The 15,049-nt window shown below is 34.5% G+C and carries 16 protein-coding genes; 15 read left to right on the forward strand and 1 reads right to left on the reverse strand.

What is annotated here, in order from left to right; all coding sequences use genetic code 11:
• The first annotated feature begins 145 nt into the window (after positions 1 to 145).
• The 13 genes from NSQ89_RS00560 (at position 146) to NSQ89_RS00620 (ending at position 12,757) form a co-directional block, all read left to right on the forward strand.
• Complete coding sequence (locus NSQ89_RS00560) at positions 146 to 1,303, forward strand: DEAD/DEAH box helicase (protein ID WP_341132072.1); 1,158 nt, start codon at positions 146 to 148, stop codon at positions 1,301 to 1,303.
• A 151-nt stretch (positions 1,304 to 1,454) separates the two neighbouring features.
• Positions 1,455 to 1,694, forward strand: coding sequence for a hypothetical protein (locus NSQ89_RS00565; protein WP_095259143.1), 240 nt, complete (start codon positions 1,455 to 1,457; stop codon positions 1,692 to 1,694).
• Between the two features lie 121 nt (positions 1,695 to 1,815).
• Positions 1,816 to 2,949, forward strand: a complete 1,134-nt coding sequence (locus NSQ89_RS00570) for a GerAB/ArcD/ProY family transporter (RefSeq protein ID WP_341132073.1) — start codon at positions 1,816 to 1,818, stop codon at positions 2,947 to 2,949.
• Between the two features lie 62 nt (positions 2,950 to 3,011).
• Positions 3,012 to 4,130: a GerAB/ArcD/ProY family transporter gene (locus NSQ89_RS00575; protein ID WP_095322578.1), complete on the forward strand. Its 1,119-nt coding sequence runs from the start codon at positions 3,012 to 3,014 to the stop codon at positions 4,128 to 4,130.
• Positions 4,127 to 5,719 (forward strand): spore germination protein, encoded by a 1,593-nt coding sequence (locus tag NSQ89_RS00580; protein ID WP_341132074.1) that lies wholly within the window; start codon positions 4,127 to 4,129, stop codon positions 5,717 to 5,719. Before NSQ89_RS00575 ends, NSQ89_RS00580 begins: the two co-directional genes overlap by 4 nt.
• Positions 5,716 to 6,912 carry a Ger(x)C family spore germination protein gene (locus tag NSQ89_RS00585; RefSeq protein ID WP_047941751.1) on the forward strand — a complete coding sequence of 399 codons (1,197 nt, stop codon included), beginning with the start codon at positions 5,716 to 5,718 and terminating at the stop codon, positions 6,910 to 6,912. Before NSQ89_RS00580 ends, NSQ89_RS00585 begins: the two co-directional genes overlap by 4 nt.
• A 163-nt stretch (positions 6,913 to 7,075) precedes the next feature.
• A complete protein-coding gene (locus NSQ89_RS00590; protein WP_095259147.1) occupies positions 7,076 to 7,423 on the forward strand; it encodes a lmo0954 family membrane protein in 348 nt (115 codons plus the stop codon).
• Positions 7,424 to 7,435: 12 nt separating this feature from the next.
• Positions 7,436 to 8,086 carry a PspA/IM30 family protein gene (locus NSQ89_RS00595; RefSeq protein ID WP_047941749.1) on the forward strand — a complete coding sequence of 217 codons (651 nt, stop codon included), beginning with the start codon at positions 7,436 to 7,438 and terminating at the stop codon, positions 8,084 to 8,086.
• A 96-nt stretch (positions 8,087 to 8,182) separates the two neighbouring features.
• Positions 8,183 to 8,917 (forward strand): cell wall-active antibiotics response protein LiaF, encoded by a 735-nt coding sequence (gene liaF, locus NSQ89_RS00600; protein ID WP_047941748.1) that lies wholly within the window; start codon positions 8,183 to 8,185, stop codon positions 8,915 to 8,917.
• Complete coding sequence (locus tag NSQ89_RS00605; protein ID WP_047941747.1) at positions 8,914 to 9,960, forward strand: sensor histidine kinase; 1,047 nt, start codon at positions 8,914 to 8,916, stop codon at positions 9,958 to 9,960. The genes liaF and NSQ89_RS00605 overlap by 4 nt, the downstream gene beginning before the upstream one ends.
• Positions 9,953 to 10,585: a response regulator gene (locus NSQ89_RS00610; RefSeq protein ID WP_047941746.1), complete on the forward strand. Its 633-nt coding sequence runs from the start codon at positions 9,953 to 9,955 to the stop codon at positions 10,583 to 10,585. Before NSQ89_RS00605 ends, NSQ89_RS00610 begins: the two co-directional genes overlap by 8 nt.
• Before the next feature lie 201 nt (positions 10,586 to 10,786).
• A complete protein-coding gene (locus NSQ89_RS00615; protein ID WP_047941745.1) occupies positions 10,787 to 12,112 on the forward strand; it encodes an oligosaccharide flippase family protein in 1,326 nt (441 codons plus the stop codon).
• Positions 12,113 to 12,199: 87 nt separating this feature from the next.
• Positions 12,200 to 12,757, forward strand: a complete 558-nt coding sequence (locus tag NSQ89_RS00620) for an RNA polymerase sigma factor (RefSeq protein WP_047941744.1) — start codon at positions 12,200 to 12,202, stop codon at positions 12,755 to 12,757.
• Positions 12,758 to 12,916: 159 nt separating this feature from the next.
• Here NSQ89_RS00620 and NSQ89_RS00625 read toward each other — a convergent pair whose 3' ends face one another.
• Positions 12,917 to 13,165 (reverse strand): hypothetical protein, encoded by a 249-nt coding sequence (locus NSQ89_RS00625; protein WP_047941743.1) that lies wholly within the window; start codon positions 13,163 to 13,165, stop codon positions 12,917 to 12,919.
• Between the two features lie 120 nt (positions 13,166 to 13,285).
• Between NSQ89_RS00625 and NSQ89_RS00630 the strand changes: the two genes are divergently transcribed.
• Both NSQ89_RS00630 and NSQ89_RS00635 read left to right on the forward strand, forming a co-directional pair.
• Entirely contained in the window at positions 13,286 to 14,218 is a 933-nt protein-coding gene (locus NSQ89_RS00630; protein WP_053215646.1) for a magnesium transporter CorA family protein, read from the forward strand.
• Between the two features lie 105 nt (positions 14,219 to 14,323).
• The gene (locus tag NSQ89_RS00635; RefSeq protein ID WP_144545828.1) at positions 14,324 to 14,827 is read left to right on the forward strand and encodes an acyl-CoA thioesterase; all 504 of its coding nucleotides are present in this window, start codon (positions 14,324 to 14,326) and stop codon (positions 14,825 to 14,827) included.
• Positions 14,828 to 15,049: the final 222 nt, after the last annotated feature.

Raw genomic sequence — 15,049 nt, forward strand, 5'->3', positions numbered from 1 at the left:
TTATAATTTATATTCAGCGAAAAATATAATCTCCCCCCTATTGAATAAGGTTTCATATCTATTTTTTCGTAAATAATTTATAATAAGAAGATATATTTTAAGGTTAGATGCTATTTGTCTGATTTTGATGAAAAAGGAGAACGAAATGAAAGAACAGCTATTTTGGAGTACATTTAAACCGTTTATACAGGAAAATTGGGAAAAGGCACAGTTTAAACAAGCAACTTCTATTCAAGCACAATCTATCCCGCTAATATTAGAGGGAAAAGATGTAATTGCTGAATCCCCAACAGGAACAGGAAAAACATTGGCATATCTACTACCAGTCTTAAATAACTTGGATACAGAATCGAAGAATATTCAGGCAATCTGTCTTGCTTCCTCTCAAGAACTTGTTATGCAAATTTTAGGAGAAGTACAAAAATGGGGAGAGGGCAGCGGTGTTCGGGCGGCCTCTTTTATTGGAGGAGCAAATGTTAAAAGACAATTAGAAAAACTGAAAAAGCATCCTCATCTTGTCATTTGTACACCTGGAAGAGCATTAGAATTGATTAAACAAAAAAAATTAAAAATGCATGCAGTAAAAACAGTAATTTTAGATGAAGCAGATCAATTGTTAGTACCAGAGCATCTAGAATCTGTTCGTCAAATTATCAAAGCCACTTTAAAAGAAAGACAAGTCGTTTTATTTTCTGCAACATTACCAAAGCAAACAGAAAATATTGCAGCTGAACTTGTTCAAGATGTAGAAATTATTCGCATCAAAAAAGATAAGGTGATTGAAGCAGCTGAAGTAGAGCATATTTATTTTCAAGCGGAATATCGAGATAAAGTAAAGCTATTAGAACCGATCTCTCGTTTAAAGAATGCGAAGATTCTTGTGTTTGTAAAGGATATTGGAAATTTAAGTGTTATCCATGAGAAGTTAGCATTTAAAAAAATTCAAACAAGTATTTTGCATTCTGATCTAAATAAAATGGAGCGTCAAAAGTCATTAACTGATTTTCGAGATGGCAAGAGAAACATGCTTCTAGCAACAGATGTAGCCGCAAGAGGGCTTGATATTCAAAATATTACACATGTTGTTCATTATGACTTAGCTACAGATCAGACTCAGTATATCCATCGGTCTGGAAGGACGGGCAGATTTGGTGCAGCGGGAGTAGTTATTAGTTTAGTGACAGAAAGAGAAGAAAGAGAACTGAAGCAAACAGCTAAGAGGCTAAATCTTCAGTTATCGAGAAAAACCTTTTACCATGGAGAAATGGTGGATTACAAAGTGAGACAAAAAAACAATAAATAATCTTTTTAAAAGCTGGCATCAACCGTAATAGCAGGTTGATGCCGGCTTTTTTATTTGAATTAACATTCATAAATGAAAATATAAGCATAAAAATGGAGAAATTTCACAAGATAATACCATAAATAAACAAAGCACTAAAAGGAAGGGTTAAATGGTAACTTTTGCTTATCTACTAATATTTACATCTATGAGTGTTTTAACAATTGTTCTGGATATTTTTGTATTTCATGATGGATTTATGAAATGTATAAAAAGAATATACGACGCCGAAGTTGGTGCAGGAGCTATTACCATTGTTTTTACTGCAATATTAGGCTTTGTCTGGTCGGTCGTAGTGGATATTCGACTATGGAAAAATAAAAAACAAAGCAGGCAGAAAACTCAAGGATAATTACTCCATTTAGATACCAGTTGCACAACAGAGTATAGAAGTTTCTGCCAGAGCTGGCGGAATACTAATAAAGCAAAAGATGAGGCGCTTGCGCTTTTCTAAAAGGAAGTGTGTTACAGCCATGTTAAAAGAAAGCATTTCGTTAACTCAATTGGCGGCAGTTGTTTTTAATCTCCAAATCGGAAGTACGATTGTAATAGGTCTTGGATTAAAAGCAAAAGAGGATGCATGGATTGTACTTCTGATTGCTTTAGGAATAGGAATTGTCATCACCTTATTTTTTATCTATATGATTTCTTTAGCCCCAGAGAAAAACTTATTTGAGATGTTTGAATATTGCTTTAATCGGCCAATTGCAAAGGGGCTCAGTCTCGTTTATGCAGCCTATTTTTTTTATTATAGCTGTCGAATAATACGTGATTTTGGAGAGTTGATTGCAAGTACAGTGCTTCCCTTAACACCGATTGAGATTTCCACCATTATGCTAGTGTTCGTAATGGGATATATATTGTATATGGGTGTGGAGGTTCTTGCGAGAACCGCAGAGATATTCACTCCTTATGCATTTATCTTCTTCATGCTTTTATTTATTTTCTTATATGCTGGTAAAAACCTTGATTTCTCTAATATAAAACCAGTATTAGCTGACGGATTTAAGCCCTTATGGACTGCTGTGTTTCCCTATGAAATTGTACGGCCGTATGGACAATTACTCGTTTTAACCTTCATATTGAGCAATGTTTCAAATGCTAAATATAGCAAAAAGATTATTATTTATAGTGTTCTGATTTCAAGTTTATTATTGCTAGTTACATCATTGATGATTATTTTGTCTTTAGGATACGAGCTCGGATTACGTTCCAATTTCCCCTTATTAAGTGCAGCTCGACTTGTTTCTATTGGGAATTTTCTACAACGGATCGATGCTATTGTAGTTTTCTGTATGATGCTCGGAACACTTGTAAAAAGCTGTATTTATATATATGGAGGATTAAAGGCAATCGAGTACATTTTTGGTCAATCATTTCGGTATTTTTCGATTCCGATGATTTGTATTGTAGGAGTATTCACAACATTAATTGCACGAAATTATACCGATCATATGGAGGAGGGATTGCAGTCTAATCCTTTTCTGTTACATCTTCCATTACAATTTGGCCTGCCAGCATTAATGGTATTTATCATGTTAATAAAACATTGGAATAAATCTAACTCCAAGAAAAAAGCAAAAAGTGGAGGACAGAATGTGTTTTAGGAAATAGCGATGAACGAAATTTTGATTACATTAAATTAAAACCGATAAGGTGCTGAGTGATTATGTTGACAGAAAAACTATCTTTAACCCAAATATTTACGATGATTATCAATTTCCTTCTTGGAAGTTCTATCGTAATTGGCATAGGAATGGAAGCCAAAAGAGATGCATGGATAGTTGTTTTAATTGGAATGATTGTCGGCGTAATTATAATAAGTTTTTATCTTTATTTAATGTCATTACTCCCAGGGAAAAACTTATATGAGATGATGGAATATTGTTTTTCTAGAAAAGTTGCTATCACTTTAGCTCTCGTGTACTTAAGTTATTTTATCTATGTTTCTGCAAGAGTAATTAGAGACTTTGGGGAATTGATCACTTCTGCCATTCTGCCTGTGACACCTATAGAATTTACGATATTAGCGCTTATGTTAGTAATTGGCTATATCTTATATTTAGGGATTGAAGTATTAGGAAGAACAGCTGAAATATTTAGTCCCTATATGTTTTTATTTATCATCCTGCTGTTTATTTTTTTATACGCTGGAGACAAAATAAACCTCACCAATGTACAGCCAGTTTTAAGTAATGGGATAAAGCCAATAATGAAAGCGGCTATTCCATCTATCATTGCCTTCCCCTTTGGAGAGTTAATAGCATTTACGGTTATTTTCGCTCATATTGGAGAGTTTAAGGCAACGAAGAAGGTTGCCTTAATTAGTGTTATTGTTGCAAGTATCATCTTACTATCTTCCGTTTTTATCATTATAGCCACCTTAGGGGAAAATACAGCAATGCGAGCAAATTTCCCACTATTAATAGCGGCAAGACTTGTTAGTATAGGGGAGTTTTTGGAAAGGATTGATGTGCTCGTTGTGTTTATTATGATGCTGGGAATATTAATCAAAAGTTCTGTGTTTCTATATGGCGGCTTAAAAGGAATGGAGTATATTTTTCGGATACCTTACCGATATTTTGCTATGCCTGTTGCCTGTATCACAACGATATTTAGCATCTTCATTTCTTCGGATTTTTCGGACCATATTGTGGAAGGATTAAATGTAGATTTATTTCTTCTTCATATTCCACTGGAATTTATGGCACCTATTTTGATTGTGTTTGTGTTGTTAATAAAAAAATGGAAAGAACAAAGGGATGAAAAAAGGGGGTTGAAAATATGAATTATTTTAAAAAAATGATGGCTTTAAATAGCAAAAAAGAAATACCCTCTAAAGTCGTTCCGACCGAAGCGAAAGAAATAGGGATAGAAGAACTTACCTTTGAAGCATTGAGAGAAGTGATAGGTTTAACCTTTGGAAATACAGCTGATTTGCAGTCAGATGTGATTCGAGTAGGAAAAAGTGAGGGATGTATTTATTATTTAGAAACTGTAGTAAATACAGAAATGTTAAAAGAGATGTTAGGGAATACGTTAGAGAATTCAGCCGATAAAGATATTGTTGTTGATACAATTGAAGACCTACAGAGCTTAAGTAAAAAAAGCTTTGGTGTTTCAGGATATAAATTATTAAAAAAGGTTAATGAAATTGTTTCTTCTCTCCTGGAAGGACGTATTGTTATTGTTTTTAGAGGCGTTGGGCAGGCGCTTAGCTTAAATTATTTAAATAGTGAAGGCAGATCAGTAGCCGAGCCTACTACACAGACAGTCGTACGGGGACCAAAGGACTCTTTTGTAGAAGATGCCTCTACAAATATCAATTTAATAAGAAAAAGAATAAGAAACCATCAATTGCGTTTTGAAAAATTTATGATAGGAAATGAAACACGTACAAATGTATACATGGGGTATATGTATTCCATTGCAAATGAAAAAATAGTAGCAGAAGTAAGGTCTCGATTAAATAAAATTAATATTTCTGCTGTATTTGAGTCAGCGAATGTTGAAGAATTAATTGTAGATAAAAGTTTGACTGTTTTTCCGTTAGCGATGAATACAGAGCGTCCAGATGCAGTAGCTACCTATTTAATGGTTGCAAAAATTGTCATCATCATTGATGGATCACCATTTGTATTAATCGTTCCGGCTGTACTGACTGATTTTTTTACTTCTCCGGAAGATAACTATCAAAACTATTTTATGAGTAGTTTTGTTCGTTTAATTCGCTACCTATCTTTTATGATTGGTTTAATTATGCCTTCCGCTTATGTAGGAGTTTTGACCTTTCACCCAGAACTGCTGCCAACTACTTTATTACTGAGTGTTATTGCACAGCGGGAGGATGTACCTTTTCCAGCTGTAGTGGAAGTGTTTATCATGGAAATTACTTTTGAAATTTTAAGAGAAGCAGGGGTAAGAATGCCGCGGGCCGTTGGTCAGACGGTTTCGATTGTAGGAGCATTAGTTATTGGACAGGCAGCCGCTGAAGCGGGAATCATTTCTAATATTATGGTTATTATTGTCGCGATTACTGCGATTGCTAATTTCGTTTTTCCCAATTATAGCTTCGCGAACGCATCTAGACTTATTCGATTCGTTCTTATCATTGTTGCCTCTATTTTAGGGTTATATGGGGTTCTTTTAATACTTGTATTTATGGTTGCACACTTAAGTTCTCTTCGTTCCTTTGGAGTTCCATATTTAGCACCTGTTGCTCCATTTATTGTCGAAGATCAAAAAGATGTATTTGTTCGTTTTCCACTATGGTCCATTAATAAGCGTTCTTCCTATTTAAGTCCAAATGTAAAGAATAAGCAAAAGCCACAAGGGTCCCCGTCTCCGCCTAAACCGGAAAGTGGGAAGAAAAAGTGAAGAAAATTTGTGTCTTTCTATGTATATTAAACTGTTTGTTTCTATTAACTGGTTGTTGGGATCGAAAAGAATTATCAGAAATTAAATTAGTGGCAGGAATGGCCATTGATAAAGGCGAAAATGCAAAATATAAATTGACAGTAGAGGCCTTGAATGCAGTAGAATTAAATACCCAAACTGCTTCTGGAAATGCTCCGACAATAGTAGAAGGCATTGAGGGAAACACTATTTCTGAAATTACGCATCTCTTAAATGAGTACTATGCACAGTTCCTGGTTTTCTCTCATATGAAGATACTGGTAATCAGCGAGGAAATAGCTAGGTCGGGAATGCTTGATTTTATTGACTTCTTGGAAAGGAATAGGGAAATACGGGATGACTTTAATATTATTATTGCAAAAGATGGAAAGGCAGAAGATATTTTAAAAATAGTTGCCCATTATAGAAAGGCTTCCTCTTTAAAGTTATCCCCGCAATTGGATCATTTATTAGAGGATTGGGGAGGAGACCCAGGAATGAGTATTATTGAGTTTATCTCCGAATTGAACCTAGAAGGGAAAGAACCAGTGTTAGCTACTGTCCGCGTAAAAGGAGATGTAGAAAAAGGAAAGAGTATGGAAAATATCATGAAGGTGACTCCTGATGCAATAGTAGTCGTTGATTCTCTGGCGATATTTAAAAAGGGCAAATTGGTCGGTTTTCTGAGCATGGAAGATTCGAGAAATTATTTGTGGATTAGAAATAAATTAAAAACTACTTCTTTGTCCATTAAATGCAAACAGGGAGACTATAGTTCTGTGCGTGTAACAGAATCACAAACAGAAATAACTTCTAAATGGAAGAATAATAAGCCTGCTATTCATGTTGGGATAAAAGCAGAAGGATATCTGGAGGGAACACAATGCTATAAAAGTGTAGATAAGCTAGGTACCATTGAAAAATATGAAAAACTAGTGAATAAAGTTTTATCCCAAGAAATATCCAATAGCATTTCACATGTTCAAAGCCAATATGAATCAGATATTTACGGATTTGGAGAAGCAATGAGACGACAAGACTATGATTCATTTATGAAAATAAAAGACAAGTGGGATCAAGAATTTTCAAAAGCAGATATTAAAGTAGATGTAGATTTTGTTCTGAGAAGATCAGGAATTCGCTCCAAGAGCTTTTTGACAGGTACAGAAAAATAATTACTAAAGGAGAAAAACTGTTCCATTATGAACAGTTTTTTCTTTGCTTATTAGTATTAGTATTTTCTAAGACTAAAGTTGTAGAGCAAAATCAAGCTAAGGCATGTTATGAAAAAAACAGGAAGAAGGTAACATAGTAGATAAGAAAGGAGCGAAACGCAAAATGAAAAAATTTGGTTTATTTCTTATTGGGGCAGCTGCCTCTATCATCCTTTTATCACAGATAGGTCCAATACTCGGTTTAGTTATTAGTGCAGTAATTCTTTATTTTGCCTTTAAGCAATACACGAAAGCAACAAGCACATCAGGTAAGCTGGGGTGGGGGATAGCAGGAGTGATTATGCTTATTATAACAGCAAGTAACCTGCCAGCGATCATCGGATTAGCAGCCGCGTATGTATTGTATCTTGTTTACAAAAAGTGGAACAACAAGCAGACCATTATTACAAATAAAACAGCGGATGACCCTTTTGCAAATTTTGAAAAACAGTGGTCAGAATTAAATAAATAAGGAGAGGTTAATATGACAAATCTATTAGAAAGAATAAAAAATACGGTAATGGCAGACATTAATCATTTATTAGATAAGAAGGAAGAAAAAAATCCAATCGCGCTTTTAAATCAATATGTAAGAGAATGTGAGAAAGAGACAGATAAAGTAAAAAAAATGGTCGAAAGACAATATAAATTAAAAGAAGAGTTCATGAAGGAATTACAACAGGCTGAACAAATGGCGGAGAAAAGACAAAGACAGGCTGAGGTGGCTGGCAAAGCAGGAGAAGAAGAGCTTTTTGCTTATGCTAAGCAGGAGCAGACTCATTATGAAGAAAGAGTATTACGCTTAACCGAATCGTTAAAAAATACAGAGCAGCAATTGCATGAAATAGAAACGAAATATATGGATATGAAACATAAATTGAAGGATATGAAAATACGCCAGATGGAACTGATGGCAAAAGAAAATATAACAAAAGCACACCATACAATGAATAAAGTATTAGAAGAAAAACAGGCGAGTCCAACAAATCCAACACGCTTTAGCGAAATGGAACAATATATAGAAACGTTAGAAGAAAAAATAAATACAGAATATTATAAACAAACAATGGACGAAAAGTTAGCAGCATTAGAGAAAGATATGCTAAAAAAAGAAGATGACTCCATTTCCTTATAAAAAAATGGTATTCTAAAAGAGGCTGGTGTGGTAAAGCCAGCCTTCAATTATTTAAGATCTTCATCCAAATAAAATAAAGAAGGGAGAGAATAGCCAATGTTTAAACAATTAAAAGATAACTATGCAAATTGGTTTTATGTAGTTGGAGGTTTTTTGTTATTAGAAATCTTCGTCTTTAATCCCGGACTAATCTTTTCCCTTCTTGTTTCAATTGGCATGATTTATATATCAAAGAAATCACGGCAAGGCGGAGCTGGAAAGATTCTTTTTTGGATAGGGAGCCTGCTTTTAATCATTAGCATACTAAATATGGTTACAGTGAAAATTATCTTGTTTACACTCCTTGCCTATTACCTTTTTCAATTATTTCAAAAAAAGAATAATGAGGATATTATAAAACCAATCATAAAGGATAAGGAAACGGCCATACAGACAGACGAAATAAAAATAAAGAAAAAGCCCTTATTTACGAATTCTCTCTTTAGCCGTAATACCACACCAGATCACGTATATGAATGGGATGATATCAATATTCAGGGTGGCATAACGAATACTACTGTGGATCTTAGTTACACGGTGTTACCAGAAGGAGAAACAGTTATTATGATTCGAAATATTGTAGGAGATGTGAAGGTATATATCCCTTATGATATGGATGTTAGTATTCACCATTCCAGTTTATTTGGTTCCTATCAAATATTTGGTGAAGCTGAAGAAAATATATGGAATCAAAATATAAGCATTCGGACAGCTGGATATGATCAGGCTGAGACTAGAGTGAAAATTTTCACCTCATTAATTACTGGTAGCTTAGAGGTGAAAAGAATATGAGTATTATAACGAGACAAATTTTGTGGGGAGTATGTGCATCCCTTCTTTTACTTGTATTCTTTTCCATAAGCTATCTAATCGTCTTTCCGCCGGCAACCTGGAGTGCTTTGTGGGAAAAAGAGGTAATGGATGTTCCATTTATTTTATTTTTAATCAGTGTAGATATTACATTAGGTGTTTTAATTGGTTATTTATCAGGATTTTCCTGGAAAAAACAAATCCGTTCCATAGAAGAAACCTTACATACAATGGATAAAATGGAGTATTATCCAGTTCAGCCAATTGGTTCCACAGAGGAGCTCCAATCTTTAAGCTATAGAATCATTCAGCTGCAGAATCAATTAGTGGAACAAATGAAGCTATCTCAAAAACTCGTAAATGAGAAAGCGGAAGATCAAGAGGTGAAGGTTCAAACTGTCATTATTGCAGAGCGAAATCGTTTGGCCAGAGAATTGCACGATTCTGTGAGCCAACAATTATTTGCAGCATCGATGCTGTTATCAGCAATTAATGAAACAAGACCGAAAACGAATGATCATGAATCACGGCAATTACAGCTAGTAGAGGAAACGATTCAGCAGTCTCAATTAGAGATGAGAGCTTTATTGCTTCATTTACGACCAATCGCTTTAAAAGGAAAAACGTTAAAAGCGGGAATTATAGAATTATTACATGAACTACAGCAAAAGGTATCTTTGGAAATGGAAATGAAACTAGAAGATATCGATTTGGATAAAGGAATTGAAGATCATCTTTTTCGAATTCTTCAAGAATCGGTATCCAATACATTAAGACATGCAAAGGCAAGTTCCTTAGAAGTACAGCTTATTCAGAGGGAGGCATTTGTTATATTGCGAATAATCGATGATGGTGTCGGCTTTAATGTGGATAAGAGGAAAGCAGGATCTTATGGACTTCAAAATATGCACGAAAGAGCAGCTGAAATTGGCGGAGTATTAAAATTAATAAGTTTGGAAAATAAAGGAACAAGATTAGAAGTGAAAGTGCCAATTTTGGGAAGAAAGGAGGATTTAAATGATTAGAGTATTGCTAGTGGATGATCATGAAATGGTGCGGATTGGAGTCTCTTCTTATTTATCTGCACAGACAGATATTGAAGTTGTTGCAGAGGCGGAAAATGGCAGTAAAGCTGTTGAGCTTGCTCTTCAATTAAAGCCAGATGTGATTTTGATGGATTTAGTAATGGATGAAATGGATGGAATTGAGGCAACGAGGCAAATAATAGAAGCATGGCAGGAGGCAAAGATAATTATTGTCACCAGTTTTCTTGATGATGAGAAGGTATATCCTGCTTTGCAGGCGGGTGCAACAAGCTATATGCTCAAAACATCCAAGGCGAGTGAAATTGCAAGAGCTGTGCGCGAAACATATCAAGGCCAAATTGTCCTAGAGCCTGAAGTTACTGATAAAATGATGACAAAAATGCGAGAAAAGAAAACTACGCCTCTGCACGAAGAGCTAACTACCCGAGAAATGGAGATTCTCTTGTTGATGGCGGAGGGGAAAAGTAATCAGGAAATTGCAGACGAATTATTTATTGCATTAAAAACAGTGAAAACACATGTAAGTAATATATTAAGTAAACTGCAAGTACAGGATCGCACTCAGGCTGTCATTTACGCTTTTAAGCACTCACTTGTAGAATAAACAAAAAATAAAAAACCTTATATGCAAGTGAATAGGTCCCTTAATCAAACGTTTAATTAAGACATTTCTCTCTCTTCAATTAAGAAAAAGACAATCTAGGAAAATATTTTTTGAACTTGTCTCATATGATGATAAAGAAGAGAAAATAAACACACATCTTTTACTTACATGCTTGTGGAAGATAGATTGAGGGAGAGATTCATGAGTTCATTTTATAAAGGGACCTTTTTATTAATTGTTACCGCGTTTTTTGGCGAATGTATCGAATTCATTATTAATATGGTAATGGCAAGGGAACTTGGAGAGCATGGACTAGGTTTATTTATGACCATATTACCTACTATCTTTCTTATTGTACTGCTTGCTACCTTTGAATTGCCAACATCCATTTCGAAATTTATTGCTGAAAAAGATTCCAAATATCATTTATCGATGCTGCAGCAAGTATTAAAGTGGACCATTATTTTTACTATTTTTCTAACCATCATCGCATCTATCATCATACCTTTTATCCCTATTTTTTATTCCTATCATCCACTCTTGAAGTGGCTAGTTATTCTTCTATTGCCGATTATTTCCTTTACTTCTATTGCGAGAGGTTATTTTATGGGAAAACAGCAAATGGGGAAAATTGCGGCTTCTAATTTTTTGAAAAAAATTATTCAATTAGGTTTATTAGTCTTTTTGTTTCAATGGTTTTCCTTTGATTTAAATACTTCTGTATTGATTGCCTTTTTTACCATTGTAGGGAGTGATACAGTTGTATTATTGTACTTATTGCATATGTTTTTCGTGCAATATCAGCGGATTAAAAAGGGGAAAAATGAAAGCATGAATGGGAAAGTCATTTGGAAGGATTTATTATCTGTGTCTATTCCGACAACAGGTCTTCGAATATTTCATGCTCTAACACATGCCATTCAGCCTTTTCTCATCAAAGGGGCACTTGTTGCATCAGGAATAACAGCAGCAAATGCGACAGAACAGTATGGAATGCTTGCAGGGATAGCAATGACGATAGGTTTTTTTCCAGCTTTTATATCCCATAGCTTTATGACAATGCTGATACCAACTGTTTCGAAAGCGTATGTACAAAAAGACTATCCAAAACTACAAAGATTATTGCAGCAAGTGATGATCATAACAGCAATTTATGGAACCATATCTGTTGGGATTTTTTATTTTTACGCGGAAACACTTACGATGACCTTTTTTCACTCTACTCAGGCAGCTATAATTGTGCAGCTTTTATGGCCCTATTTTTTACTTCATTACTTCACCATTCCCATGCAAGCATATTTAATTGGTTTGGGCTTGTTGAAAGATGCGGTTTTTCATAGTGTGTGGGCAACATCATTCTCTTATGCAGCGATTTATTATTTAGGATCTTTAAGCCAGCTTCAAATGAGCGGAATTGCAATTGGAATGAATTTAGGAGCTGTTATATTAGCTTCCATGCATTATTTAACAATATGCAAAAAAATAGGAGTTTCAATGTGGCTGACACCAGTGAATAAATTCCAATAAAAAATTTTAAAAAAAGTGTAGGGATTCGCAGAGGAGCTAGCGTATATTAAGTAGAATCGTAAAACTGGGAAGGGGAAAAGAAAGAACATGGAATCCCTAATAAATAAAACATATACTGTGGGAAATCAAGAAGAATTATTTGAACATGTCGTGAAGGAATACGGAAAATCAATTTATATCTATATATTATCGCTTGTTAAGCATAAAGAACTAGCGGAAGATTTGTATCAAGAAGTATTAATTTCCGCTTATACCTCATTTGGCAGCTTTGAAGATCACCATAAAGTGAAAAGCTGGCTCTATAAAATTGCTCTAAATAAGTGTAGAGACTACTGGAGAAAAGAGAAAACATCAAAGAAGTTTTGGGAAGAGTCTGTTTATACATATGCAAGAGATACTTCTGTGGCATTGGAACCTGAGGAAACATTAATGAGCAAATGTGAAAAAGAAGAGATGATTGATACATTGGAAGAATTACCAAATATGTATAAAGAACCTTTACTGCTTTTTTATTACCATAATCAAACATTGGTAGAGATAAGCAACCATACAAAAACGCCATTATCAACGGTCAAAACAAGAATGAAACGTGCGAAGGATCAATTGAAGCCAAAAGTTATGAATAAAAAGATTGTTTATTTATGAGAGAAAACTTGAATCAGTTGCTTCTTCCTACTGATTCAAGTTTTCCTATTCTGTACATAAATGTCTGATTGCTTTTAACTAATTATCACTAAATGATAGGAACAGTCCAAGTAATGGAAATTCCTTATTCATTCGCAAAATTACATCGAAACTACGAAACTAATTACTATTTCTTTGTTTATTATAGTAATTTACGGAATACATCGCGCCTTCATTTACCATATTGTTGTCACCAATATCATCTGGAGCGGGATTTCCTGCTTTAGAAAGTAAGTCCTCTTGTTGCGTAGAATTGAATTTGCTTTTAAAGCGATGAAACATGTCTTTCCCTTTTGATGTGAACAGGAAAAAGCTTCCTAATCCAGCCCCGACAATTGCAAAAGTACGCATTGAATTTTTTCCAAACATGAGAGAATCCCTCCTAATTTATTCCTTCTCGTTCCATTCTATTTTTTATTTACCCTATTATAAGTTTTACAAACGTCATTCAGGGAATAATAATTGAAAAGCGATTAAGGGGGGATTCAAGTGAAAAGATATCGTTTAGAGAACTGGGAGTGGTTTCAGCTATTGGAAGAAGCGGATATACAGGAAGTGTCCTTAGAAAAGGGTCCATTAATAAATTCATGGTTTCGCGATATAAAAGGAAATCGAAGTAACTATCTTCATATTGATACGTCAGAAGAAGACCAAGAAATATTAAGTGGTTCGCTTATATACCATAGAGAAATAGATAAAAAAGAAGACTATGAAATTTTCCATTTTTTCTTATCAAGGGATACATTAATTACTTATGATTATAAGGATAATAGTTTACATATTGATAGAAACAATCTAATAAAAGAGATAAAGCATGCACAAACACCGATTGAAGGATTTATGGTTATTCTAGGAAAAGTAATGACAGATATTTTGTATCATATAGATGCTTATGAACAACAGTTAGAACAATTGATTTGGGATGTTAAACAAAGAAATAGTATAAAAACATTAGATAAAGTGTATCAGTCTAGACATGAACTTCTTGTTTGGAAGAATGTTATGATCCCTTTTCTTGAAATCAGATACTCATTAGAGGAAGCTTTTGGCGAGGAAATTACCAAAGGAAAAGTATATGCTCGTGTTACTAAGAGAATCGAAAGAGGATTAATTTTGGTGGAAGAATACCAAAAAGAATTAAATAATCTCGTTAATTTTGAAGAGGTAGTATCCCAGCATAGAGGAAACGAAATTATGAAAACCCTGACGGTATTCACTACAATATGTACACCAATTATGGCTTGGGGAGCATTATGGGGAATGAACTTTGAGATTATGCCAGAACTAAAATGGAAATTCGGCTACGTTTTTTCTTTAGCAGTGATTATTGGCTCAACGGTTGTTGTATATTTCTATCTTAAATCACGAGGGTGGATGGGGGATCTGTTAAAAGCCCGGAAGAAAAATTCTTTTTTTCGATAACCCTAATCCAAGCAATATTAGACTCTTCCTCCTAAATTAGCATATAATAAGATGGTAGATATGATAAAAAGGAAGAAAACTCCCATGAATATGCAAGGAGGAGCTATGGAAGAGTCAAAATTTTGTAGTGAGTCACTAGTAGTGAAAACAAGTATTGTTTTTCCAACAGATACCAATACTTATGGAACTTTATTTGGTGGCAAATTAATGGCCTATATTGATGATACAGCTGCTATCTCAGCGATGCGTCATGCAAGACGAGGGATTGTTACTGCTTCGACTGATTCAGTTGATTTTTTGTATCCTATTCATGAGGGAAATGCTGTGTGTCTAGAAGCTTTTGTTACCTATACTGGAACTTCCTCCATGGAGGTATTTGTAAAAGTAACGGCAGAGGATCTAATTTCTGGAGAGCGCCATTTATGCGCACTTAGCTTTCTAACGATGGTTGCCATCGATGAAAATGGAAAGCCGACAAAAGTTCCCAAAGTTATCCCAGAAACAGAAGAGGAAAAGAGCCTTTACGAATCAGCGAAGGAACGAGCGGAAGCACGAAAAAAACGGAAGAAAGAAACAGAAGAACTTGCAAAGAAATATAGAAGTTTTTGATGATGGGCAAGGGAATGCCATGTCATTCTCTTGCTTATCCTAGTAATGCATAAAATCATACTAAAGCTAATAAGTTTGTCGAAAGAAAGTCTGGGAAAAAGAGAATATTTTCATTATTGATAAAAATCGATTTTACATGCTGTCGAAATACCAAATTATTTTCCAGGAAATGATGACATTCTCCAAAATATTGTCTAATAACACTGTCTGATTTTGCAGGGG

It is taken from the genome of Niallia sp. FSL R7-0648 (assembly GCF_038007005.1).
Lineage (GTDB): Bacteria > Bacillota > Bacilli > Bacillales > Cytobacillaceae > Niallia > Niallia circulans.

Coding starts and splice junctions, on each gene's coding strand:
- NSQ89_RS00560 (WP_341132072.1), top strand. CDS start 146: ATGAAAGAACAGCTATTTTGGAGTACATTTAAACCGTTTATACAGGAA.
- NSQ89_RS00565 (WP_095259143.1), top strand. CDS start 1,455: ATGGTAACTTTTGCTTATCTACTAATATTTACATCTATGAGTGTTTTA.
- NSQ89_RS00570 (WP_341132073.1), top strand. CDS start 1,816: ATGTTAAAAGAAAGCATTTCGTTAACTCAATTGGCGGCAGTTGTTTTT.
- NSQ89_RS00575 (WP_095322578.1), top strand. CDS start 3,012: ATGTTGACAGAAAAACTATCTTTAACCCAAATATTTACGATGATTATC.
- NSQ89_RS00580 (WP_341132074.1), top strand. CDS start 4,127: ATGAATTATTTTAAAAAAATGATGGCTTTAAATAGCAAAAAAGAAATA.
- NSQ89_RS00590 (WP_095259147.1), top strand. CDS start 7,076: ATGAAAAAATTTGGTTTATTTCTTATTGGGGCAGCTGCCTCTATCATC.
- NSQ89_RS00595 (WP_047941749.1), top strand. CDS start 7,436: ATGACAAATCTATTAGAAAGAATAAAAAATACGGTAATGGCAGACATT.
- liaF (WP_047941748.1), top strand. CDS start 8,183: ATGTTTAAACAATTAAAAGATAACTATGCAAATTGGTTTTATGTAGTT.
- NSQ89_RS00605 (WP_047941747.1), top strand. CDS start 8,914: ATGAGTATTATAACGAGACAAATTTTGTGGGGAGTATGTGCATCCCTT.
- NSQ89_RS00610 (WP_047941746.1), top strand. CDS start 9,953: ATGATTAGAGTATTGCTAGTGGATGATCATGAAATGGTGCGGATTGGA.
- NSQ89_RS00615 (WP_047941745.1), top strand. CDS start 10,787: ATGAGTTCATTTTATAAAGGGACCTTTTTATTAATTGTTACCGCGTTT.
- NSQ89_RS00620 (WP_047941744.1), top strand. CDS start 12,200: ATGGAATCCCTAATAAATAAAACATATACTGTGGGAAATCAAGAAGAA.
- NSQ89_RS00625 (WP_047941743.1), bottom strand. CDS start 13,165: ATGTTTGGAAAAAATTCAATGCGTACTTTTGCAATTGTCGGGGCTGGA.
- NSQ89_RS00635 (WP_144545828.1), top strand. CDS start 14,324: ATGGAAGAGTCAAAATTTTGTAGTGAGTCACTAGTAGTGAAAACAAGT.